Source organism: Roseibium sp. AWQ4_290 (assembly GCF_056160985.1).
Map to the genome: position 1 here is coordinate 15,974 of NZ_JBSWYG010000020.1, position 23,697 is coordinate 39,670.

The 23,697-nt window shown below is 58.7% G+C and carries 22 protein-coding genes; 7 read left to right on the forward strand and 15 right to left on the reverse strand.

Annotation, left to right across the window (positions count from 1 at the left end; genetic code table 11):
* Positions 1-268: 268 nt before the first annotated feature.
* The gene (locus tag ACXAH0_RS19210) at positions 269-2,518 is read right to left on the reverse strand and encodes a mechanosensitive ion channel family protein (protein WP_475194230.1); all 2,250 of its coding nucleotides are present in this window, start codon (positions 2,516-2,518) and stop codon (positions 269-271) included.
* A 223-nt stretch (positions 2,519-2,741) separates the two neighbouring features.
* Here ACXAH0_RS19210 and ACXAH0_RS19215 point away from each other — a divergent pair, with 223 nt between their 5' ends.
* The 3 genes from ACXAH0_RS19215 to ACXAH0_RS19225 are packed head-to-tail and all read left to right on the forward strand — an operon-like array spanning position 2,742 to position 4,989.
* A complete protein-coding gene (locus ACXAH0_RS19215; RefSeq protein WP_475185350.1) occupies positions 2,742-3,167 on the forward strand; it encodes a DUF805 domain-containing protein in 426 nt (141 codons plus the stop codon).
* Positions 3,168-3,220: 53 nt separating this feature from the next.
* Positions 3,221-4,393 (forward strand): succinyl-diaminopimelate desuccinylase, encoded by a 1,173-nt coding sequence (gene dapE / locus ACXAH0_RS19220; RefSeq protein WP_475194232.1) that lies wholly within the window; start codon positions 3,221-3,223, stop codon positions 4,391-4,393.
* The gene (locus ACXAH0_RS19225; RefSeq protein ID WP_475185346.1) at positions 4,390-4,989 is read left to right on the forward strand and encodes a hypothetical protein; all 600 of its coding nucleotides are present in this window, start codon (positions 4,390-4,392) and stop codon (positions 4,987-4,989) included. The genes dapE and ACXAH0_RS19225 overlap by 4 nt, the downstream gene beginning before the upstream one ends.
* 49 nt (positions 4,990-5,038) lie before the next feature.
* Here the strand turns inward: ACXAH0_RS19225 and dapD are convergent, their stop codons facing one another.
* Positions 5,039-5,890 (reverse strand): 2,3,4,5-tetrahydropyridine-2,6-dicarboxylate N-succinyltransferase, encoded by an 852-nt coding sequence (gene dapD, locus ACXAH0_RS19230; RefSeq protein WP_475194233.1) that lies wholly within the window; start codon positions 5,888-5,890, stop codon positions 5,039-5,041.
* A gap of 293 nt (positions 5,891-6,183) precedes the next feature.
* Between dapD and ACXAH0_RS19235 the strand changes: the two genes are divergently transcribed.
* Positions 6,184-7,089: a DMT family transporter gene (locus ACXAH0_RS19235; protein ID WP_475194236.1), complete on the forward strand. Its 906-nt coding sequence runs from the start codon at positions 6,184-6,186 to the stop codon at positions 7,087-7,089.
* Positions 7,090-7,245: 156 nt separating this feature from the next.
* Here the strand turns inward: ACXAH0_RS19235 and ACXAH0_RS19240 are convergent, their stop codons facing one another.
* The 3 genes from ACXAH0_RS19240 to def all read right to left on the reverse strand — a co-directional run bounded on the left by ACXAH0_RS19240 (position 7,246) and on the right by def (position 9,525).
* Entirely contained in the window at positions 7,246-8,118 is an 873-nt protein-coding gene (locus ACXAH0_RS19240; protein ID WP_475194237.1) for a LysR substrate-binding domain-containing protein, read from the reverse strand.
* A 176-nt stretch (positions 8,119-8,294) separates the two neighbouring features.
* Positions 8,295-8,927: a MarC family protein gene (locus ACXAH0_RS19245; protein ID WP_475185333.1), complete on the reverse strand. Its 633-nt coding sequence runs from the start codon at positions 8,925-8,927 to the stop codon at positions 8,295-8,297.
* Between the two features lie 79 nt (positions 8,928-9,006).
* A complete protein-coding gene (def, locus tag ACXAH0_RS19250; protein WP_475194399.1) occupies positions 9,007-9,525 on the reverse strand; it encodes a peptide deformylase in 519 nt (172 codons plus the stop codon).
* 137 nt (positions 9,526-9,662) lie between these two features.
* On the opposite strand from def, the gene ACXAH0_RS19255 reads away from it, so the two are divergent.
* Positions 9,663-10,850 (forward strand): DNA recombination protein RmuC, encoded by a 1,188-nt coding sequence (locus ACXAH0_RS19255; RefSeq protein ID WP_475185328.1) that lies wholly within the window; start codon positions 9,663-9,665, stop codon positions 10,848-10,850.
* Between the two features lie 140 nt (positions 10,851-10,990).
* Here the strand turns inward: ACXAH0_RS19255 and ACXAH0_RS19260 are convergent, their stop codons facing one another.
* The 3 genes from ACXAH0_RS19260 to ACXAH0_RS19270 form a co-directional block, all read right to left on the reverse strand.
* Positions 10,991-11,881, reverse strand: coding sequence for a C40 family peptidase (locus ACXAH0_RS19260; protein ID WP_475194239.1), 891 nt, complete (start codon positions 11,879-11,881; stop codon positions 10,991-10,993).
* Positions 11,882-11,984: 103 nt separating this feature from the next.
* Positions 11,985-12,335, reverse strand: a complete 351-nt coding sequence (locus ACXAH0_RS19265) for a MarR family transcriptional regulator (RefSeq protein ID WP_475185322.1) — start codon at positions 12,333-12,335, stop codon at positions 11,985-11,987.
* A 61-nt stretch (positions 12,336-12,396) separates the two neighbouring features.
* Positions 12,397-13,791, reverse strand: a complete 1,395-nt coding sequence (locus ACXAH0_RS19270) for a leucyl aminopeptidase family protein (RefSeq protein ID WP_475194241.1) — start codon at positions 13,789-13,791, stop codon at positions 12,397-12,399.
* A gap of 193 nt (positions 13,792-13,984) precedes the next feature.
* On the opposite strand from ACXAH0_RS19270, the gene ACXAH0_RS19275 reads away from it, so the two are divergent.
* Positions 13,985-14,773 (forward strand): tetratricopeptide repeat protein, encoded by a 789-nt coding sequence (locus ACXAH0_RS19275; RefSeq protein WP_475185317.1) that lies wholly within the window; start codon positions 13,985-13,987, stop codon positions 14,771-14,773.
* Positions 14,774-15,144: 371 nt separating this feature from the next.
* On the opposite strand, the gene ACXAH0_RS19280 is transcribed toward ACXAH0_RS19275, so the two are convergent.
* Entirely contained in the window at positions 15,145-15,387 is a 243-nt protein-coding gene (locus ACXAH0_RS19280) for a DUF1376 domain-containing protein (RefSeq protein ID WP_475194244.1), read from the reverse strand.
* A 44-nt stretch (positions 15,388-15,431) separates the two neighbouring features.
* On the opposite strand from ACXAH0_RS19280, the gene ACXAH0_RS19285 reads away from it, so the two are divergent.
* Positions 15,432-16,103, forward strand: a complete 672-nt coding sequence (locus ACXAH0_RS19285) for a hypothetical protein (protein WP_475194246.1) — start codon at positions 15,432-15,434, stop codon at positions 16,101-16,103.
* Positions 16,104-16,642: 539 nt separating this feature from the next.
* Here the strand turns inward: ACXAH0_RS19285 and ACXAH0_RS19290 are convergent.
* The 6 genes from ACXAH0_RS19290 to ACXAH0_RS19315 are packed head-to-tail and all read right to left on the reverse strand — an operon-like array spanning position 16,643 to position 23,679.
* On the reverse strand, positions 16,643-17,626 hold the full coding sequence (locus ACXAH0_RS19290) for a type II secretion system F family protein (RefSeq protein ID WP_475185313.1): 984 nt from the start codon (positions 17,624-17,626) through the stop codon (positions 16,643-16,645).
* 8 nt (positions 17,627-17,634) lie between these two features.
* The gene (locus ACXAH0_RS19295) at positions 17,635-18,723 is read right to left on the reverse strand and encodes a type II secretion system F family protein (RefSeq protein ID WP_475194404.1); all 1,089 of its coding nucleotides are present in this window, start codon (positions 18,721-18,723) and stop codon (positions 17,635-17,637) included.
* On the reverse strand, positions 18,662-20,200 hold the full coding sequence (locus ACXAH0_RS19300) for a CpaF family protein (protein ID WP_475194250.1): 1,539 nt from the start codon (positions 20,198-20,200) through the stop codon (positions 18,662-18,664). The genes ACXAH0_RS19295 and ACXAH0_RS19300 overlap by 62 nt, the downstream gene beginning before the upstream one ends.
* 30 nt (positions 20,201-20,230) lie before the next feature.
* Positions 20,231-21,538, reverse strand: a complete 1,308-nt coding sequence (locus ACXAH0_RS19305) for a CpaE/TadZ family protein (protein WP_475185300.1) — start codon at positions 21,536-21,538, stop codon at positions 20,231-20,233.
* 7 nt (positions 21,539-21,545) lie between these two features.
* Complete coding sequence (locus tag ACXAH0_RS19310; protein ID WP_475194252.1) at positions 21,546-22,259, reverse strand: CpaD family pilus assembly protein; 714 nt, start codon at positions 22,257-22,259, stop codon at positions 21,546-21,548.
* A gap of 10 nt (positions 22,260-22,269) precedes the next feature.
* Entirely contained in the window at positions 22,270-23,679 is a 1,410-nt protein-coding gene (locus ACXAH0_RS19315) for a type II and III secretion system protein family protein (protein WP_475194255.1), read from the reverse strand.
* Positions 23,680-23,697 lie beyond the last annotated feature (18 nt).

The following is a 23,697-nucleotide window of genomic DNA, read 5'->3' on the forward strand; positions in this document are numbered from 1 at the left end:
TTCAGACACACAATGTTACGCATGGATCAGCGGGAGTCTCAACGGGAGAAATTCCTTATCCCTCTAAACGAAATATTTGATGTGAGTTCGAGCCCGCGTGCAAATCGTGAAAGTGGCTGAATTTTAAAAAATAAATCTCTCAAGAAGTGTATTTGAACCGTCCATGACACAGAATTTCTCCTGTGCCACGGGGCACTGCACCGCCTGTATCGGGGCTTTCCGCAAGAGCGTTAAAGGTCAGACCGGCCGGTGCTCACTGCAAGAGCGTTTATTCGGCCGCCGGTTTGGTCTGCTCGGCCGCTGCGGCGGCGGCGGCGGCGGAGGTGAGCGTTTCCTTCTGCTTCTCGTCCATCTGGGACATGTCGGGCAATTGCACGCGCACCTCCTTGCGCGCGAACTGAATGCCGTTTTCGTCAAACACCTGCTGCACGCGCTTGTAGATTTCCTTGCGCACGCCGAACTGCTTGCCGGGCTTGGTGGTGAACTTGCCGCGCACAACAATGCCGACATCGTCCACATCCGCCACGCCCTGCCCCTTGAACGGCGCTAGAATGTCGTCTTTGTATTCGTCCATCTGCATGATGTCCTGGCCGATCCGCTTGAACAGTTTGCGTACTTTCTCCACATCCGTGTCGAAGGGCACCGTGAATTTCAGCTTCATGATCACCCAGTCGCGGGACAGGTTGGTGAGTTTGGGGATCTGGCCATAGGGCACGATATGGACGGCCCCTCTGGTGCCGCGCAGCTGCAGGGAGCGGATCGAGATTTTCTCGATGCTCCCCTGGGCATCTCCCGTGTCGACAAATTCCCCAAGCCGGAAGGCATCATCCATCAGGAAGAAAACCCCGGACACAACATCCTGCACCAGGGTCTGGGCGCCGAAGCCGACGGCAAGACCGATGACGCCGGCCCCGGCCAGAAGCGGCGTGATGTTGACCCCGAGCTGGGACAGCGCCAGAAGGACCGTCAGGGTGAGGATGGTGATCTGAAGGACCACCCGCAAGAGCGGCAGGATTGTTGCCATGCGCGATTTGCCGGCCCCGCCCATTTCCGCATCATCATCCTGATTTTCCGCTGGCGGTGAATCCTTGGCCAGTTGATGGGACACCCACAGATTGGTCACCTCCCAGGCCAGATACCCGGCGGCCAGGATCAGCAGGAATATGACACTGTCGCGGGCGACGGCCGATCCGTCATTGGCACCAAGCGCCAAAAGGTTGAGCCCGTAGATGCGCCCGACCATCAGGATCAGGAATGCCAGAAGGGCGACCCGGGCGATCCGCACATAGCTGTGCCGGGTCTGCAGATGCGCGGCTTCGGCTACCGGTCCGTCCCCCTGCATCGGGGGCACGATATGGGAGACAATGCCCCTGACCATTGTGTCCAGAAACGGTGCGAACACCACAAGCGCGATCACGGCCAGGGACCGCCCGGCGGTCAACGCGTCGCTGCCCATGCTGGTCGCCGCCTGAACCAGAACCCAGTTGAAAATGATGAAGGCCATGGAAAAATACGGCCAGAACCGGGCCATGCGCTCCAGACCCGAAGTCGGGTCTTCATCATCCCCCAAAATGATGCTGGTGAGGCCGTGCCGGGCCTTCCAGACAATGGAGACAATCCATGCGTTGACCGCAAAGCCGACAAAGAAACGGAAGGTCCCGGCGACGTTCTCGTCCGCGCCGTGCAGAATGTTGCGCAGGAAAAAGGCAACACCGACCACAGTGAAGAGCGTCGTGAAATTGTGATAGAGAGCCCGTGCGGTTGCATCATCTGCTGTTACAAGCCGCAATTCGCGGCGGTTGGGCGCCAGCGCAAACCGGAGCAGGGCCGCCACCAGCCGCGGGATGAACACGATCCAGAAGACTGCTTGCAGGGCAAAGCTGCGCGCCACAGGATCGGCTATGGCAGTCCGCCCGGCAATGACCGCCACTACGACAAAAACGACCAGTCCACCAAGGTCAAGCCCGGCCCGGGTCGACACCAGTTTGACCGTTTCAAAAAGGCTTTCGGGGGACTTATCGCGGATCTTGCCGCGCAAGGTGGCAGTGAAGCGGTTCATCGCAAACTCGGCTGCAAACCCGGCGATCAGAATGATGGCAATGCCGATGAGCAGCACAAGCAGAGGACCTGCGACCTCACCGGAGACCAGGGCGGTCAGGCTTGCCGCGATGCTGGAAAAGAGCTCGGGCAGGTTCTGAAAATGGTTGCTCACCATGGCCGCGAAGTCATTGGCCATCGTCTGCAGCTGCTGCAGCAGGCTGGGCCCCTGGCTCGCTGCCGGGGCTGCCTGCGCCTTGGTGGCGGCGCTTTGCTGCAGCAGGGTCATCAGATCGGTTAGCGCCTCGACCTGATCCGGGTCCAGATCGGAGACCAGCTTGTGCATCGCGTCGCTCTGAAGGGCAGGAGGCAGATCCCCCTGGGTGTCCTGAGCAAAGGCGGTTTGTTGAAAAAGGCTGAAGATTGCGAAAAAGAAGCTGATTGCACAGAGATGGATGGACTTGCGTAACACAACGCGCATGGAGCTGCCCCCGACGGCTTTTTTGAAATTGCCCCAAAATAGACTCGTCCACGCCGCAAATCTACCAATAATCCGCTGCGTAATTTGCAAATTTCAGAAACTACGAACTGGCAGAAGAAGACCCCCCTTGCGATAAATACCGGTGCAGTCCAAGGGCGGCGCTTGATCCCGGCCGCGTATGCGTCTACCTCCCTAACAGATCAATTTTCGTAAGCAGGACTGGATGACCACACTCCCTACAAGCGCAAATGTCGCCCCCGGGCCAGCCTGGGCTTTTTTCAGTCCCTTCGGGCGCATGGGCCGTCAGCCCTATTGGCTTTGCTTTGCCTTTATCTGCCTGGTTATGTCGCTTCTCCTCAGGCTCTGGATGCTGTCCCTTCCAGCCCAGCCCACTAGGGAGGAAATGACCCTGGCGGCCTTTCTGTCCTCCAACCCGCTGATTCCGTTTGTTCTGCTCACCCTGAACTGGATTGAGATTGCCATGGTGATCAAGCGCCTTCAGGATCTGGGCCGCAGCGGCTTCTGGGCGCTTTTGATTTTCCTGCCTTTCGTCAACCTGCTGATGTTCTTTCTGCTCGGCTTTGTGCCAAGCCAGGACAAGCCGAACCGCAGCGGACCGATGCCCAACAGCTACTGGCGCAAGTCCTGACCCCTTCCGTCCTCCCTGCCCGCAACTCTCCTTTGAAACCGAGTTCCCCTCTGATGTCTTCTGCCGTCTCCATCGCCCAGGATCTGATCCGCTGCCCCTCTGTCACTCCTGCCGAAGGGGGGGCCCTTGCCACGCTGGAAACGCTTCTGGCCAAGGCCGGGTTCTCGGTCTCAAGGGTCACGTTTCAGGACAAGGACACGCCGGATGTGGAGAACCTGTTCGCAACGATCGGCTCGGGCGCACCGCATTTCGTCTTCGCCGGGCACACGGATGTTGTTCCGGCCGGAGCGGAAAGCGACTGGCGCCATGGCCCGTTTGCGGGCGAAATAGCCGACGGTTACCTGTTTGGCCGCGGGGCGGTCGACATGAAAGGCGGCATTGCCGCCTTTGCCGCAGCGGCGCTGGATTTCATCGGCGCACACGGACCTGATTTTGGCGGCACGATTTCCTTTCTGATCACCGGTGATGAAGAAGGGCCCGCCGTCAACGGCACTGTGAAACTGCTGGATTGGGCAAAGGCGCAGGGCCACAGATTCGATGCCTGTATCGTCGGCGAGCCGACAAATGTGGACACGCTGGGCGACACGATCAAGATCGGCCGCCGCGGCTCCCTTTCAGGCATTGTCATGGTGACCGGCGTTCAGGGCCATGTGGCCTATCCCCATCTGGCCGACAACCCGGTGCCCGGCCTGCTGCGCCTCCTGAGCGCGCTGGATGGTCTGGAGCTGGACAAGGGCAATACGCGGTTTGAACCGTCCAATCTGGAGATCGTGACGGTGGATGTTGGCAATCCAGCCTTCAATGTTACCCCGGCCCGGGCCGAAGCCCGGTTCAATATCCGCTACAACGATGAATGGACCCTGGAGAGCCTGAAGGCCCGGATCACCGAAACCCTGGAGGCGGTGGACATGGGCAACCTGAGCCGGGAAATCACCTTCCGGCCGGATGCCAGCGAATCGTTTCTGACCCGCGACGATACGCTGATCGGCACCTTGAGTGCGGCGGTCGCCGCCGAAACGGGCCGGACACCCGCCCTGACAACCGGGGGCGGCACCTCTGACGCCCGGTTTATCAAGACTTATTGTCCGGTTGTTGAGTTCGGACTTGTGGGGCAGACCATGCACAAGGTTGATGAATGCACCCAGATCGTGGATCTTGAACGGCTGACGGCCATCTACACCCGTTTTCTGGCCGGATATTTTGGGCACGAGTCAGGAGCGGCTTGACGTTGATCACCATGACGGAAATCCGGGCGGCGCTGGACGGCTCCTGGCTATTGCTGCGCAACAGGCCGGAAGGCATGGCGTTTTTCGACCAGTCCATTCATGGGTTCTGGCGCTCGTTTCAGGTCGTGTTCCTGCTGATCCCGTTTTTCCTGCTGGCGGGCCTGTCCGAACGTCAGATCTATTTTCTGGAAAATCTGTTTCATCCGGAAGGGTTCCCCAACCGGGCCTTCTGGAGCGCCCAGGCGTTCGGGCTTGGGGTCGACTGGATTGCCCTGCCCCTGATTATGGCAGCGCTAGCCTCCCCCATCGGGATTTCGCATCGCTATGTGCCCTTCATCGTGGTCCGCAACTGGACCAGCCTGCTGGCATCCATTCCGTTCACGATCAATTACATCCTGTTCCTGCTCGGCATCATTCCGACAGGGATTGCGCTGCTGCTGTCGCTGACCTGTGTCGTGGTCGTGCTCTGGTACCGTTTTCTGGTGGCCAGGATTGCCCTTCAGGCCACCGTCAGCCTGGCGATTGGGGTTGTCGTCCTCGACATTCTGCTGTCGCTGGTGATTGCCGAAATCGTCGAGATCCTTTGGCTCAGATAAAACCCCCGCCTTTCGGAAAGACGGGGGTTGAAAGAGACGATCCGCCCGCTCAGTCGCGCAGAAGCTCGTTGATACCGGTCTTGGACCGGGTCTTTTCGTCAACGGTCTTCACGATCACCGCGCAATAAAGGTTCGGGGCCGCCTCGCCGTTGCCCATGGTGCTGGAAGTCGGCATGGACCCGGCCACGACCACCGAATAGGGCGGAATTTCGCCATAGGTGATTTCGCCGGTCATCCGGTTCACGATCCGGGTCGACTGGCCGATATAAACGCCCATGCCCAGCACGGACCCTTCGCGCACGATGCAGCCTTCCACCACTTCGGAGCGGGCACCGATGAAACAATTGTCCTCGATGATGACAGGACCGGCCTGAAGCGGTTCCAGAACCCCGCCGATGCCAACGCCCCCGGACAGGTGCACATTCTTGCCGATCTGAGCGCAGGAGCCGACGGTCGCCCAGGTATCGACCATGGAGCCCTCATCCACATAGGCGCCGAGATTGACGAAAGACGGCATCAGGACAACGCCCTTGCCGATAAAAGCGGAGCGGCGCACGGTGCAGTTCGGCACGGCCCGGAACCCGGCCTTTTCAAAATCCGTCCCGCCCCAACTGTCGAATTTGGACGGCACCTTGTCCCACCACACGGCAGCGCCAGGGCCACCTTTGATGACTTCCATGGCGTTGAGGCGGAAGGACAGCAGAACCGCTTTTTTGGCCCACTGGTTCACGAGCCAGTCCCCGTCCTTTTTCTCCGCAACACGCAATTCGCCACGGTCCATGCTGTTCAGCGTGGCTTCCACCGCATCACGGACCTCGCCGGTGGTCGAGGTGTCGATGGACGCGCGGTCTTCAAAGGCGGCGTCGATGATCGCAGACAAGGCGGCAAAATCTTGAGGCATGGCTCGAAGGTCTCCAGACAGGAACAAATCGTGCGCGGACCTAAGCCGCCGCACCTTGCCATGTCAAGCGCCCTGCGCGCCCCGTCCGGCCCCTTGCGCCCCGGCTCCTTGCCCGCCTGCTGGCCAGCCGCCGCCCCTCCCGGCCCTTCCGGCCTGTGCGCCCTTGCCCGGTTCCGGCCCGGGCGGCCGCCCGGTTGAGCAAAAATAACCGAACCCTTGCAGTTTCAGTTAGTTTTTGTCGGCCTAGCCTGACCTAAGATGAGTGGAAATCAACTGAACTCAAAGGTGCCCCCGTGGAACTGTGGATCCCGATCACGATTTTTGCGGCCTTTTGCCAGAACCTGCGCACGGCAATGCAAAAGCATCTGAAGGGCAGGCTCGGCACGACCGGGGCCACCTTTGTCCGCTTCGGCTACGGTGTGCCGTTTGCGCTCGCCTATGCGGCCGTTCTGCACCTTGTTTTCAAGGCCCCTGTTCCGGACCTGACCCCGACCCTGATGATCGCAGGTGCGCTCGGCGGGCTGGCGCAGATCATGGCCACCTTTCTGCTCATCTATCTGTTTTCCTTCCGTAACTTTGCGGTCGGCACGGCCTATTCCAAGACGGAACCCATCCAGGCGGCCCTGTTCGGGCTGGTGGTGCTGGGAGAACATGTCACCTGGGGCGCCGCTATCTGCATCATGGTGGGCATTTCCGGGGTGGTTGTCATTTCACTCGCCCGGGTGCCCCTGACCTTTGCTGGCGTGCGCGCGTCTCTCTTCGGGCGCCCGGCCCTGATCGGTCTTGCGTCCGCCGCCCTCTTTGGCGCGTCTGCAGTAGCCTACAGAACCGCGTCGCTGTCGTTGCAAGGCACGCCGGTGCCCATGCAGGCGGCCACTGCCCTGGTCTATGCCACCCTGTTTCAGACCTTGATCATGACGCTCTACATGCTGTGGCGCGAGCCCGGAGAGTTGCGTGCCAGCCTCAAAGCGTGGCGGGCTGCTGTCTGGGTCGGCGCCTCTGGTGTGGCCGGGTCCGCTGGCTGGTTCACCGCCATGACCTTGCAAAATGTTGCCTATGTCCGGGCCCTGGCCCAGATCGAACTGGTTTTCACCTTCCTGGCCTCCTGGCTGGTGTTCAAGGAAGTGATCACACGGTCTGAGATCGCAGGCTGCCTGCTGATCATTGCAGCGGTGATCGGGGTCATTCTGTCACACTAGTCACCCCGATCTGAAGTTCGTCTCACTTTCCAGCATGTTCCGGCCGAGTTCAGCTTCATGAGGATCACTAGCAAGCCTATGTTCATAGTGTGGTTTTCGTAGCGGAAATACGCCACGGCGCGCTGCATAAATCAGGCGTATTTCAAGTCCACCGCACTAGGGCTGCCCGGCGGTGCCTTCCAGCCAGTCGCGGAAGGCGGCGACGGGCCGGGCAAGGGTGCGGGCCGGAGAGCGGACGAACCAGTAGCCGGTATCCAGTTCCAGCACCGGCCAGTCCGGGGCAACAAGATGGCCCGCTTCCAGCTCCTGAGAAATGAAGCGCCTGTCGATGGCGATCGCACCCATGCCTGCAATCGCCGCCTGGATGGCCAGGTCCCGGCTTTGCAGAACCGTGCCGGAATTAATGTCCGGATGACTGAGGCCGGACGCCTCCAGCCACTGCATCCAGTCGGCCCGCCGGGCGGCGCTGTGCAGCAACGGCAGCGTTTCCAGAACCTCCGGATCCGGAGGCTTGGCGCCCTGAAGCAGACCGGGCGCCATGGCAACCGCCAGATGTTCCCTCCAGAGCAGATGGGCTTCGATCCCGGGCCAGTTGCCGGTGCCCAGCCGGATGGCACAATCATAATTTTCCCGGTCCAGATCGATCACCCTTGTGGAGGTGGACAACAACAGCTCCACATCCGGCTGGTGCGCCTGAAAGTCGGGCAGACGCGGGATCAGCCAGCGGGTGGCAAAAGTGGTGACCGTGCTGATCCTGAGTTCCGTACGGCCCCGCCGCCGGAAACTGTCAACCGCCTCGTCAATCCGGTCAAAGGCGTCGCCCAGGCTAAGAGCCAGCCGCTGGCCCTCGTCGGTCAGGGTCAGGCCGCGCCCGTCCCGGTTGACCAGCGTTGCGCCCAATTCGCTTTCCAGTTTGCGCATGAGATGGGACAGCGCGGACGGAGACACGCCCAGCTTTTCAGCCGCGAGAGCTGCCCGGCCGTGACGGGCGAGGAGAGAAAAAGCATGAAGCGCGCGCAGGGAAGCCATGAAGAACCGGATCTTTATTGAGTTTTGCTCAATTTAACCGAGTTTCATGCGAATAAGAACCGGTTTGATCCCTTCTTTGCCGAAGGGCAGGCGATGACGGCTTTTTGATATCTGCAAACGGCTGCGCACATCCAAAAAGATCGTGATGTCCGAAGAATTGGCGGTCTGAAAATCCCTCAGGCGAGACCGGGCAACAGCACCTTGAGACTGCCGGTCATCATCTCCATGGCGATGGCGGCCAGGATCATGCCCATCAGGCGGCTCATGACGCTGTTGGCGGTTTGCCCCAGGAACCGCGACAGGAAGGGGGCTGCAAAAAATGTCGCGACCAGAACCGCAATGGCTGCGGCCACAGCTGCAACATAGGCCACTTCCTGCTCAAAGGAACTCACTTGCCCCCGGAAGATGATCATCGTGGAAATGGACCCTGGGCCGAGCAGCACCGGAACGGTGAGCGGATAAATCGCCGGATTGTCCTGCGCCTGCATATGCTCCTTTTCGGTTTCCGAGCCATGATGGGTTTCCGTCTTCTGCCCCCGGATGAGATCCAGGGCAATCAGAAGGATCAGAAATCCGCCCGCGAGGCGGAAGGCATCCAGGCTGATGCCGAAGATCTTCAGGATAATATCACCGGTCAGGCCGATCACCACTGAGCCGATGGTGAGGCTGATCAGGAGCGTGAAGGCAACCTTGCGCTCAAAAGCCGGGCCCCGGTCAGAGGTCAGGGCCAGGAATACAGGCAAATTGGCAATAGGGCTCATGATCGCGAACAGCGCCGCGAAGGTTTTCAGGAACAAGGCCTGATCCATGACTGCCGCCCTTCCCCTTTTGGCCGCCTTTTGGCCGCCTTTTGGCCGCCTTCAGCCAGCTGCACCCAGTCGGCGGTGGTCAGACCTTGCCGGCCAGTCTGGCCTGTTTGCTGAATTTCTTGACCACCCTGTCGCGTTTCAGCTTCGACAGATAGTCAATGAACAATTTCCCGTTCAGGTGGTCAAGCTCGTGCTGGATACAGGTGGCCAGCAAGCCGTCCGCCTTGATTTCCCGTTCGGCGCCCTCCCGGTCAAGAAACTGCACCGTCACTTCCGCAGGCCGTTCCACATCCTCATAGTAATCTGGAATGGACAGGCAGCCTTCCTGATACACGGACAGATCTTCACTTGACCAGACGATTTCCGGATTGATGAAGACCATGGGCTCCTTGGGCGCATCTTCCTTGGCCACATCCAGCACGAACAGACGCTGCAAAATGCCGATCTGGCTTGCAGCCAGACCGATGCCCGGCGCCGCATACATGGTTTCCAGCATGTCGTCGGCCAGAGTGCGGACGTCGTCAGTGACGGTTTCCACCGGCGCGCAGACCTCGCGCAGCACCGGGTCGGGAATGGTGATAATGGGGCGTTTTGTCATGCGCCTGACATAGGCAATCGCGCCGCGCCGGTCAACGCGCAATTCACGCCTCTCCAAAGGCCTGGCCCAAGCGTTTTCAACGGTTCTGACCGGTAGGGCGGATAGGAGCATCAGCCGAATCGTTCTATGTTTGTTTCATGAACGAGATCCTGTTTGAGTTGAATGGCCGTCCGGTGACAGGGCTGGAAGCAGCCCTTGCCGGTGGTTTCTGTCTGCTGGTGCTGATTGTCTGGCTTGTCTTGCGCACCATGCGCCAGATCCGCCTGCGCGCGGAAGACGACAGCGCGGCGGCAGAGCGCATCCACGAGCTGGAAAGCCACCTGTCCCAATTGCTGAAATCGCAAGGGGAAATGACCGGCCGCATGCAGACCATGGCGGAGGTGTTCGGCACCCGCCAGTCGGACATGATGCGCGCGGTCAATGAGCGCCTGGACGGCATGGGCCACAAGCTGGGCCTGTCCATGGCCGACACCACCAAGAAAACCCAGGACGGGCTCCGCCACCTGCATGAACGCCTTGCAGTGATCGACCGGGCGCAGCGTACCATCACGGACCTTTCCGGTCAGGTGGGCCAGCTTCAGGCCATTCTCGCCAACAAACAGACGCGCGGCGCTTTTGGCCAGGGGCGGATGGAAGCGATCATTCAGGACCAGATGGCACCGAGCACCTATTCCTTCCAGAGCCTTCTGTCTAACAATAGCCGTCCGGACTGTCTGATCCATATGCCGAACGGTGCGCCCCCGCTTGCCGTTGACGCGAAATTTCCGCTGGAAGCGTTCAACCTGCTGCGCGAGGCGGAGACCGACGATCAGCTGAGGGTGGCGCAGGCCCAGTTCCGTAAGGATTTCACCAAACACATACAGGATATCAGCGAAAAGTATCTGCTGCCCGGAGAAACCCAGGACACGGCATTCCTGTTTGTGCCGTCAGAAAGCATTTTTGCCGAGGTGAATGAGCGGTTCGAGGATCTGGTGCAACGCGCGCACCGGGCCCGGGTCGTGATCGTCTCCCCGTCCCTGTTGATGCTGTCTATCCAGGTGATTCAGTCGGTTCTGCGCGATGCCAAGATGCGGGAACAGGCACACCTGATCCAGGCGGAGGTCGGCCATCTGATCACCGATGTCGGACGGCTGAATGAACGGGTCGGCAAGTTGCAATCCCATTTTGCCCAGGCGAACAAGGATATCGACCAGATCCTTATTTCAACGGACAAGATCACCAAGCGCAGCCGCAAGATCGAAGACCTTGAACTGGGAGAGGCAGAGCCAGCCCGGCAGGAGGTGTCCGATCCGGAGCCTGAGCTGTCATTGTCGCAAAAAGCCTGAACAGATCCACCACGCCGCCGGGCAGCTGCCGGCTGGCCCAATAGAGTGCCGCGCTCCGCCGGATCTGCATTTCGCGGCCTGACATCAGAGATTTCAACGCAAAAGACAAACGGTTTGACCGCATTTGAACGCGACACGCACTAACGGCGTGCCGAATGGTCCTGTGTCGGCAGATGGCGGGCGCTGGTGATCTGGCCCCATTCCCTGGCCGCAATACGCTCAATCGCCCGGTCGAGGGGCTCGGAAGCGACGGTCATGGTGAAACCATTGGCATGAAGCAGCCGGTTCGGACCGGTGACAATGCCCACATGCCCTTTCCAGAACACCAGATCCCCGCGCAGGAAAGTGCTCGGATCCTCATGCGGAATTTCCGCGCCTGCAGCCGCTTCCTGCATATCGCTGTCGCGGGGGATGTCATACCCTCCCGCTTGGGCAGCCAGCTGGACAAGCGCAGAGCAATCAAGCCCCGTGCTGGTGCGCCCGCCCCACAGATAGGGGGTGCCGGTAAATTCCTCCGCCACCGCCACCCAGTCGCCTGCATATGTCTCCAGCGGCACCAGATGTTTGGCGGCAACGGCCGTGCCGTCGCTCAGCAGGGCATAGGTCAGGCCGCGGGTTTCAGTCGTGCCGGTAACGTGCACCTGCGCGCCGATGGACAGGCAGCCAAGTGGCGGAAATTTCAGGTCCGGCCCAGGATAACAAAAGGTCCGCAGCGCCCGGACCCGGTGGGAGGCCGGGTTGACCGGGCCGAGCCCGTCGGACGAAAACCAGCCGACATAGCCATCGGTGTCGAGTTGCCCCCAGGCCCAGCCTTCCGCAGTCTGTTCATAGACCGTGACCCATTCCCCGCGCAAAGCCTGGCTGTCGATGGACCGGTCCGGCCGGGGCTCCGGCCGGATGTCCAGATGATCGGCAGTGACCTGAAACACTTCACCATCGGCAAAGCGGGACGCCTCCACCCTGCCCTCATAGTCACGGGCGGCAAGGTCCGGACGGACCGGATGCAAACGTCGGTCAAAAGGCTGGCTCATGGGAGGGCACCGGGTCACGGGGTGAAAGGCTGAGACCACTCTTACCCGATAGCAATCTATCTGATGAGGGTGGCATGAGGCCCTGCGTTCAAAAGGTTATTCCTTAGCGCGGCAGATCTTTGGCCTTGTCTACCACGAGGTCGCCCAATTGCTCCAGATAAAGTGCGCCGGCGACGGTTCGGGTAATAATCACGTTGCGTTTGTCGGCCTCATCCCGCTTGCGTGATAACAGCCGCATGCCGCCCAGCGTGTCCAGCGCCCGGGTGATGGCCGGTTTGGTCACATTGAGCTTGGCCGCAAGCCCGCGCACAGTATGAGGCGGTGGCTCCAGATAGACAGTCAGCAGGATCGTTATCTGGCGCGCGGACAAATCCTGTTCGCTGTCGCGAACCAGCGCCAGATTAACTTCATGCAGCAATTTCAGCGCCTGAGAGGCGCGTATGTCGACAGCCATGGTGTTGCCGGTTTCTCGGTTTCATTCCCGGCCATCGAAACACAAAAACGTTTCGGACCCGTTATCTTACGTTCAAATAGCGTTCCGAGATCATATCGAACAGGCAGCGGATGCCCTGAGCCTCTCCGCCCGCCGGTTTTCCGGGCCGGTCAGACGGCGTCCAGCCGTAAATATCGAAATGCACCCAGCTGTCTGTCTTTTCGACAAAACGGGACAGGAACAGCGCCGCCGTGATGGAGCCGGCAAAGCCGGTGCCGGACGTGTTGATGTGGTTGATGTCTGCCACCTTGCTGTCGAGATACTTCATGTAAGGTTGCCAGAGCGGCATCCGCCACAGCGGATCGGCGGACGCTTCCGCCATGACGGCAATGTCTTCGGCGAGGACCTCGTCATCGGTGTAGAAGGGCGGAAGATCCGGCCCGAGCGCGACCCGGGCGGCACCGGTCAGGGTGGCCATATCCACCAGAAGGTCCGGTGCCTCTTCATCCGCCAGCGCCAGGGCATCTCCCAGGATCAGGCGGCCTTCCGCATCCGTATTGCCGATTTCAACAGTCAATCCCTTGCGGCTTGGCAGAATGTCACCGGGACGGAAGGCACTGCCGGCCACCGAATTTTCAACGCAGGGAATGATCACCCGCAACCGGACAGGAAGGTTTGCCGCCATGATCATGCTGGCAAGGCCAAGCACATTTGCCGCCCCACCCATGTCCTTCTTCATGAGGGACATGGAGCCGCCCGGCTTCAGGTTGAGGCCGCCCGTATCGAAAATGACGCCTTTGCCCACCAGTGTGACTTTGGGATGCCCCGCATCCCCCCAGCAGAAATCGGCCAGACGCGGGGCCCGGGAGCTGGCCCGGCCAACCGCATGCACCATGGGGAAATTCTCCGTGAGGAGATCCTCCCCCACAACAATGCGCCCGGTGCCGCCGTGTGCCTGGAACAGCGCCTCAACGGCGGCGGCAAGCTCTTCCGGCCCAAGATCATTTGCCGGTGTGTTGATCAGGTCGCGAGCCAGTTTTACCCCATCCAGGATCGTGCCGATCCGTTCAAGGTCCACCTCTTCGCCCACTCCGAGCCGCCTGGCCTTGCCGGATTGCGCCAGATAGCGCTCGAACCGGTAGGATGAAAGAGCAAACCCGAGCGCGGCCTGTTCGGGATCGGGAAAGCCATCTGCCAGCACATAGTCGCCTTCCGGAAGGCTGCTGACGCAGGCGCCAAGCGCAAACGGATGCGCGAGGCCGGTCTCTTCTACACCGAAAAGGACTACGGCCCCATTGTCTTTTCCGTTTGGCACCAGAAGATGGGACGAGGGTTTTGCCGAATACCCGTAGGCCTCACACCAGCTGCGCGCTGCCGTGCCCAAACCGGCAAGAACCGTTTCAAGGGTGGCCTCGCGCACCGCGATGATGGAGGTGGCATCCGGCAGGCCGGTGTTGCGGAGAAGGATGTTGCGCACTGTTGAGGCTCCGTTGGCTGGGCTGATCTGGTTCGGTCAGATCAACAGGTAAGCCCCCTAGCCCGAAGACGCAATATTCCAGCCAATGCTCTGATCAATCTTGCAAATCGCGACGGAACTTAACCAAGCATTAGGGTTAATTATCTATTTCTCTAAGGGAACCCGAAAAGTGCGGGCAACAAGGAAGTTGACAATGCAAGCGCCCAGGACCGGCTCCGCGCCACGCCAAACCAAGACACGTGTCTCCGTTCTAATAGCCGTGAGTGTGCTCGCGCTGATGACCGCTGGCTGTGCGTCGAACAAGGCCAATACGGGAACGCATTCCCCCACTTCCGGTGTCCACTCCGTAGCGCCCGGCTCCAGCCAGGCCCGCGCCGAAGTGGCCAAGTGGGCCAAGCGCTATGAAAAGGACCGCCAGAACCGCACCTCCCTTCTTGGCTATGCCAATGCGCTCAGCCAGAATGGCCAGATCCAGCAGGCCATGGCGGTGCTGCGCGCCGGTGTAATTGCCCATCAAAACGACCGCGAAATCGCCTCGGCCTATGGCAAGATCCTGGCCATGAATGGACGCTTTGAAGAAGCACTCAATGTTATTCAGGGCGCCCAGCGCCCGGATATGCCGGACTGGAAACTGATGTCGGCCGAAGCGGCCATCTATGACCAGACGGGCAATCAACAGAAGGCCCGCAGCCTCTACAAGCAGGCTCTCAAGATCGCTCCGGACGATCCGAGCCTGCTCAACAATCTGGGCCTTTCCTATCTGCTGTCCAACGAACTGCCGGATGCCGAATACACGCTGCGCCGTGCCGCCAGCCTGCCCGGAGCGGACAGCCGCGTACGTCAGAACCTCGCCCTGGTTCTTGGGGTGCAGGGTAAATTTGACGAAGCCATTCAGGTGGCCCAGGCTGAGCTGGACCCGCGCCAGGCCGAAGCCAACATCGCTTACCTGCGCCACATGATGCAAAAACGCGCCCGGAGCTAGAGCAGACCGACGCCCGGGCTGTCACAGGCCGCTACAATGACACTATAGCCTATCGCGAATTGATCAGCCTGTCGCGATTGACCGGATTTGCCTTTCGCTGCCTGAAATCAAAGATTGCAATGCAAAAGACAAACGGTTTGCAACCATTTGGGCGCGACACGCACCGGAAACCGTCGCCGCTGTCTGCGAAGAGGCCAAAATGGATCCAGTGTTGAATGCCGCCCTGCAACCGGAAGGCCGGCCACAGTCGGAGGGCAAAGTGACACCACTTTCATTGACACTATCGTTTTTCTCTGATCGAGACCCATTTTCGCGGTGTTTATCTTGAAGTATCGACAGGGTTTCGGGCTGTTTCAGCGCACGATAATTCGTCAGACAGTCACCTGAAACGACGTTTTTTCTGCCGCAATCTGCTTCTCACAAATGCTCTTCCACTTGCGAATTGAGCAGCCGAGAAATCCGGAAATGTATCTCGCATCATCCGACAGGTTGCCGCCCTGCATGTAGATCAAGTCCAATAACACCCGGTAGATGCACTTGACCTTGAACTCCATACCGATGGTGCCTTCGGTGAAGCGACGCGGACAGGCTTTGCAATAGGGTAACCGGTTCACACAGCGACTCCACGACTCAACCAGAGAGTGGTATCAGCAAGACCATGAAGAAAAGCGCGATTTGGCTCTCTCTAGGGGCCGCCATACCAATATTTGTGATTGTTGCCTGGATGATGCTGGACAGCGCGTGTGGGCAGATCAGTGACATTGCTCTGCTCAATGCGTGTCGCTATGGCTGGGTTGGGGCGCTTAGTGGATGGGCTGCTGCGATTGGCGCTTTGACTGCTGCAGTATGGGCCTATAACGGCTTGAGAAATCAAATGACACTGCAAGCACTGCAGCATCGAGCTGATGTGCTGGAAAAAAAATTGCTCCATGCAACTCAGCAATGTCAAGGCACTTCCAAAGCAATCAAGTCTTTTGATTATCTTGCAGCGCGCGCTGAACTGGCAAACAACAGCAACTCGCAAAACAGCCTTAGAGACTTCTGTAGAGATATCACTTCTGAAGCAGTAATCGCTCGGCTTAAGGAGAGCGTTTCGCTGGTCCGCAATGAACACTCTGCCACCGTAAAGCTCGCGCTTAGAACCGCAGAAAGCCTCTTTGCATCCGCAGGGCAGATGAAAAGCAAAGAGTTTAGAACTGAATGTATTGGTTTAAAAACTCTCAGGGATATCCTTACGCAGCATGCTCGTTCGCTCCACGCAGAAATCTCCGGCATAAAAATTGAGTTACATAATATCAACCAACGTATCTGCCAATATGAAGACAACTAGCGGCTTTAAAAACTACGGCCCCAGTCTGTTTCATCCCTCCACCGCCTCTCCGTGCAGGTTCACCAGCGTTCGGGACGTCTGATCCAGCAGCGCATCAAGCCGCTTGATTCATTCGCCGAGCTCTTCTTCCGTAAGCTTTCCACCCGCTTAAGAATTCATGACCAAGCCGGTTTGGACCTGTCACGTTTTGATCTCACTCCTCGTTCTCTTCTTCGCAGCCCTTGCTTCGAAAGCCAAGGGGCTTTTCCATCCATGCTGATCCTGGCGTTGCTTTGCAAAGACGGAAGTGAACTGCGTCGCGATTTGTAACACTCAAAGAGACCCGCAGGCTCTTTTGGCGCCGCCCCTTGCAAAAGAGGCATGCCGCCGGCCGCCGCCGATCAAAAAACCGGGCCCGCATTGGCGGGGGCCCGGTTTGGTATGTTCTCTCTTTTCGCGTGCGAGGCGCAGCCGAGAGTCAGTAAAGTCTGAAGCCGTTTCAACGCGAGTTGCTCTAAAAGACCGGCTGGCGTTTTCAGCAAAGCGGTCTGGAGCGCCGCTCAGCCCCCGGCAATATCCATGACCTGCATGACCGCCGGGCTCATGATAATGAAGAACAGCACCGGCAGAAAGAATATGATCATCGGAACGGTCAGTTTCGGCGGCAGGGAGGCCGCTTTCTGCTCGGCAAACAGCATGCGCTGTTCGCGGGTGTCATCGGCCATGGTCCGGATTGCGGTCCCAACCGGTGTCCCGTAACGCTCTGCCTGTACAAGAGCCATCATGACGTTTTTCACGCCGTCCACACCGGTGCGTTTGGCAAGGTTTTCAAAAGCCGTCCGGCGTTCGCTGAGATAGGATAGTTCTGCTGTGGTCAAGGACAGTTCTTCCGCCAATTCAACGGACTGTACCCCGACCTCTTCGGCAACCTTCTGAAACGCGCCCTCGATCGACATGCCCGATTCCACACAGATCAGCATCAGATCGAGTGCATCCGGCCAAGCCCTTTGAATCTTGAGCTTCCGTTTGTCGATCTTGTTTTTCAGGACCAGGTTCGGGGCAAAGACACCCACGCCGGAAATCAGCAGACAGATACAGATCCGGGTGACGACCGGCAGGGTGTCGGCCGGCAGAATGACAAAGGCATAGAACAAGGAGATCAAAAACAGCACAAGCGGCAAGGCAATCCGGGCTGTCAGGTAGTAGTAGAGAGGTGCCGAACCACGATATCCAGCCATTTTGAGCTTCTCAATCGTGCTTTCATCCGACAGCATTTCCCTCAAATTAAGCCGGTCGACAAGGCTCTTCATCTGGGCCTTGGGCTGGTTCCGAAGCGCCATCCTTGCATCTTGCTGGCCTTCCTGCAGCCGCGCCCGTTCCTTGGCCCGGAGCTTGTCGCGTTCCAGGGCTACGCTTTTCATGCGCGATTTCAAGGTGTCACGGGACAGAAGGGGCGTCACCAGCGTGAAGATTGTGCCGGTCACCGCAACCATGGCCAGAACCGCTGCCAGAGTTTGGCTGGAGGCGAGAGTCTCGAGATCCATGCGGGCTCCTAAAAATCAAAATTGATCATGTGGCGCATGACCATGATGCCGATAAACATCCAGAACAGGCAGCCGCCAATAATGATGTTTCCAGACGTGGTATTGAACAGCATCATCATATAGTCGGGGTTAATCAGGTAAATAATGCTGCCCACACCAAAGGGCATGGCACCAATAATCGCCGCCGATGATTTGGCTTCTGAACTCAGAGCCTTGATCTTCCCCTTGAGCGATTTCCGGCCGCGCAAAACCCGGGAAAGGTTTCCGAGCGCTTCAGCAAGACCACCACCGGCCTTTTGCTGAATGGCGACCACGATTGCAAAGAAATTCGCCTCCGCGAGAGGCACACGGTCCGGCAACCGGGCAACCGCTTCAGCCAGCGAAACCCCCATCACCTGGGTTTCTGTGATCTTGCGGAACTCTGTTGCAACAGGCTCACGGGACTCCCGGGCCACCACTTTGATGCAGTCCGCCAGCGGAAGACCCGCCTTAACGCCACGCACAATGATGTCGACGCCATTGGGCAACTCATCCAGAAACTGGTTGAAGCGGCGTTTGCGCTTGTGCCCCACATACCAGCGCGGGAACCCGAACGCACCGACAAAGCCTGCGGCCAGCGTGATCCAGAGGTTTCCAACTGCGATCAAGCCGATCAGAAGAAAGACCAAACAGCAAACGGCGCTGAAAATCACAAAGTGCTTCATCTCCCAGGTCAGCCCGGCCTGTTCCATTTTGACCTTCAGCGAGACCTTATGCTGCTTGTCGTGCTTGGCCCTTTGACGCTGCTCAAAATCTTGCAGCTGATCCTGAATCGATTTCTTGCGCCTGTCATTGTCCCGAATGGCTTTACGTTGTTTCTCGTTCTGAGGCCGCGCGGCAACGGACTGGATGCGTTTGTCACTGCGCTTGGTGCCGGAAAGGGCCGGTTGGAACAGGCTGAAAATGATCCCGCCAACCGCAAGCATGACCAGCACCGCAACTGCGATGCCGGTAATCTGTGGAGTTAGAAAGTCTTCAAGTCCGGACATTGATCGCTCATTCAGCTCCATATTCAGGCATTTCGGCCGCATCCAGGGCCTGTGCCAGGCGCGCTTCATCACCGAAGTAGCGGGCGCGCTCCCAGAATTTCGGCCGGCCAATTCCGGTGGACCGGTGACGGCCGATAATGCGGCCGTTCGGATCTTCCCCGACAATGTCATAGAGGAAGACATCCTGCGTGGTGATGATGTCGCCTTCCATGCCAACCACTTCGGTCACGTGGGTGATGCGGCGGGAGCCATCGCGCAAACGGGCGGCCTGCACCACAACGTCGATGGACGAAACAATCATCTCGCGCAGGGTCCGCGACGGCAGCGAGAAGCCACCCATGGTGATCATGGATTCAAGTCTCGACAGGGCCTCGCGCGGAGAGTTGGCGTGCAAGGTGCCCATCGAGCCATCGTGACCGGTGTTCATGGCCTGCAGAAGGTCGAAGGCTTCCGGGCCACGCACCTCACCCACGATAATCCGCTCAGGACGCATACGCAGACAGTTTTTCACAAGATCGCGCATGGTGATCTCGCCTTCCCCTTCCAGGTTCGGGGGGCGGGTTTCAAGACGCACCACATGGGGCTGCTGCAACTGAAGCTCGGCGGAGTCTTCGCAGGTGATGATGCGTTCGGTGCTCTCGATATAGGCCGTCAGACAGTTGAGCAATGTCGTCTTGCCCGAGCCCGTACCGCCGGAGATCAAAACATTACAACGGGAGCGTCCAATCACCTGGAGGATGGTGGCCCCTTCTGGCGTGATCGAGCCGAAATTGACAAGCTGATCGAGCGTGAGCTTGTCTTTCTTGAACTTACGAATGGTGAGTGCGGGACCGTCAATGGCAAGCGGCGGCGCAATGACGTTAACACGGGATCCATCCGGGAGACGGGCGTCACAGATCGGGCTGGCATCATCCACCCGGCGGCCGACCTGGCTCACGATGCGCTGACAGATGTTCATCAGCTGTGCATTGTCGCGGAAATTCACGCCGGTCTGCTCAACTTTACCGGACGTTTCGATATAGACCGTATGCGCGCCGTTGACCATGATATCGGCAATATCATCCCGGGCCAGGAGAGGTTCCAGAGGGCCGTAGCCGAGCACGTCATTGCAGATGTCTTCAAGCAGGTCTTCCTGCTCGGCAATCGACATGATGACATTTTTCAGCGCGATGATGTCATTCACGACATCCCGGATCTCGTCGCGGGCATCTTCGGCATCAAGGCGGGCCAGCTGCGACAGGTCAATGGCCTCAACCAGCGCGTTGAAGATCTGGGCCTTTGTCTCGTAATACTCGTTGTTCTTCTTGCGCGGTGAAGACGCGGACTGGCTGGCTTCGGGTTCAGGAGCCGGAGCAGCTTTTGCCGCAGGCGCGGGAGCGGCTGCCTCAGCCGGCTTTTCAGGCTCCGCAGACGCAGGAGCCGGTTGTGCTTTTTTCGCATCATCGGGCTTTTCAGGGTCTTCTGGCAGGCTCTGAAGGCCTCCCGGAACCCCTCCCGGGCGGAGGGTCTGAGATCCGGACGATGAATTACCGCGTCTTCCAAACATAACGATCTATCAGCTCCGTCTAAGGGCCCGTCAGCCGGACTTCCGTCTCAGTTTCGAGAAAAGTCCGCCGAGAGATGACCGTGACGTCGGTGCAGGCTGCACCTTTCCGGAAATTGCGTTGGCCAGATTGTCGAACATGCCGGTCACGGCGTGTTTTCCGTCCATCTCACCGATCATCTGTCCATTGTTCGCCGCCGTGCCGAAAAGCTGGGGTTCGAATGGGATGACTGCCTTCACCTGAAGCCCAAGCGCTCCGGCAAATTCATCGGGTTTGATCTCGGGGCGCTTGGGCACGTTGACCTTGTTCATGACCAGGTGCGGCGCCCGGTCGTTTGGCCGCAGCTGCTTCAAGATATCAACGGCATTCTTGGCGTTGCGGAGATTGGCAAGATCGGGCTCGGCAACCAGAACAATCTCATCCACGTTCAACAGTGTGTTTTTCACCCAGGCATTCCAGCTGTGGGGCACATCAAGCACCACATTGGGAACGGACGAGCGCATGGTCTCAAACAGAAGCTCGAAAGATTTCTCGCCGTGATCATAGGTCCGCTCAAGGGTCGCGGGAGCGGCCAGAATGCTCAAATGCTCGCTGCATTTGGACAGGATCCGGTCAAGATAGGTTTCGTCCAGCCGGTCCGGCGAGGAAATCGCTTCAAACACCCCTTGCAACGGGTCCTGGTTGAAATCCAGTCCAGCTGTCCCAAAGGGGAGATCCAGATCGGTGATAACCACTTCGCTCTGGAAATTCCGGCCAAGGGCCCAGGCACAATTGTGGGCAACAGTTGAAGCGCCACAGCCCCCCTTGATGCCGAAAAAAGCAGTCGTCCGGCCGAGTGGTTCGGCTTCAGGGTCACTGTAGAGCTCGGCAATGGAGCCGATCAGCTGATACACATTGACAGGTGCAATGAGGTATTCACTGACACCACGCGCGATCAGATCCCGGTAAAGAGACACGTCATTGACGTTGCCAATCACGATCACCTTGGTTCCGGCATCGCAATATTCAGCGAGCTGATCCAGGTTGCCAAGCAGCTCTTCCCGCTGGCCATTGGTCTCCACGATGATCAGATTCGGTGTCGGTGCCTGGGCAAAGACATCAATGGCTGCCGGAATGCCACCCATATCGAGTTTGAGATGCGCTTTGGCCATGCGGCGGTCTTCCATCGCCGTTTCGGCAACCTGCATGGTCGCATCGGTCAGACAGAAGCCGTGCACCGTGATGCGCGGAACCGATCCGATGTTTCCTGCAGCATCGATCCCTGCAGGCTGGTGATCAGCAGGCTCGGACATGGACTCCAGATAGCCCGGCATATCCTTCAATTCTGCGTTTGTGCTCATGCTTCACCTATTCTGAGACCTGAGCGCCCACACCTTCGGTATAGGAACTGGTGGTCTCTGACCCTTCTCTGTAATTCTCGATCACAACTGCGCGGCGGGCCTGATCGGCCGGTGTGGACGCCCTTGGCGTAATCAGGTCAGACGGATTGTCGACCATCGCGGCAAGGTTGGACTGGGTAGCGCAGCCGAAATTCTCATATTCCGTGTTTTCTCCAATGCCGCCGCCGAGGTTTTTCGGCCAGGCCCCGCAGGGCCCTGCCGTTGCCTGCATGGCAGCATAAGACAGACGAATTGGTGCCTCGGCAGAGGAATCTTGAACAGCGTAGGTGCGGGTCGAAATTCGGGACCGGCTGACACCGCCACGCTGCAACGCCGTCTTGATATCGCCTGTCACCGCATGAACGGCGGCTTCATTCGCTCCCCCTGAAGGGATCAGAATTTCGACCGCGCCATTGCCCTTTTGACGGGACTCAGCTGCAAATGCGGAAATCGTGCCTTCGATCGGACCATATAGGTTCCGCGTGTTCCGGCCGATTGGTAGGTCGAGCGTCGCCGGCTCTTCCGTAATGACAATCGGGTGCCGGTAGCGGTAGTCATGAGCTGCCAGCAACTCGGAATTCGTCTGACCCGTCGTATTGCAGCCCGCAGCAGTCAAGCACCCGGCAAGCACAAGCGCGGATCTGGAAAGGGCAGACATCAGGACTGCATGCTTCGTCTTCATCCGTCCATCCTCACTTGTAGATAAATCCGACTTCGCCATGGTATTCATCCTCGATGACACCACCAGAAGGGTTAAAAATCTTGTTCAACCGGTTCAGAAAAACGGTTTCTGCGTCCGATGGCGGTATCAGGTTCTTGTCTGGCCGCACCATTTTCTGCATGGCGACCGGCCGGACGACATAAGGCGTGACGAACACTGCCAGTTCAGTTTGATCCCTCAGAAAGTCGCGGCTTTTGAACAAGGCACCCAAAACCGGGATCTGCATCAAACCGGGAATGCCCTCGATAGACTGGCTGTAGGATTCTTTCAGCAGGCCTGCCATGACCAGCGTACCGCCAGAGGGGAGTTCCACAGTGGATTCTGCCCTGCGGACTTTCAGGGCCGAAATCGTGATACCGCCCGTGGTCACCGCGCCTTCGTTGGTCAATTCACTCACCTCGGTCAGCACCCGGAGACTGATGCGTCCCCCGGAGAGCACCACCGGCGTGAAATCCAGGCCGACACCGAATTTCTTGAACTCGACACTGACAGAGTCATTGTCCTGAGCAACCGGGATTGGAAACTCCCCCCCCGCCAAGAAGCTGGCATTTTCACCAGATATCGCTGTCAAGGTCGGTTCGGCGAGCGTGCGGATAACCCCATCGCGCTGAAGCGCCTGGATCTCTGCGCTAATCGAGGCCGAACCAGAGGCAAACGACACGCCGGCAACCGCCTGGTTGACGATGGAGGGGTTCACGTTGAACCCGGGAGCCGAAGAAAAATTCGGTGTGAAATTGCCGGTTCCCACCGATCCACTGAATTGAACCCCAAGCTGCTTGACAATCGAGCGCTCGACTTCGGCCACCGTCACCTTGAGGTGAACCTGATCCTTGCCTTCCACTGTGATCAAATTGACCACTTTGGTCGCACTGTCAGCGCCTTGGAACTTCGAGGCAATGTCTGCTGCCTGTTGCGCCTCAAGGGTGCTTTTGGCAGTGCCGCTCAAAATCACGTTGCCATTGACAGACTCAGCAGAAATATTTGCCCCGGGAATGAGTTTGCGAATGATCCTTGCCAGATCGGATGTGTCATTTTCCACCCGCAGATCAAAGCTCGCCAGTTCGCGGCCACTGCGGCTGAACAAGACCAGACGGGCCTGACCTGCGGTGTTTCCGAGAACAAAGATCCGGCGCGGCGTTCTGAGGACCGCATCAGCGATTTCCGGATTCGAGACCAGGACGTCGGCTGCATCTTCGGCCAGATTGATCACAACCGACCGGCCGATCCCGACATTCAAAATGCGTCCGCTGGCCCGCTCTCCGGCTGCGATATGAACCTGGCTTGGAAAATTGGACTGAGCTGAAGCTCCGGTGACCGGTGTTCCAAGGCTAGCGGCGAACAGAGCGACACACGCCGTCAGTTTAACCAGATGGTGTCTCATTGCGCCCCTCATTCTGAA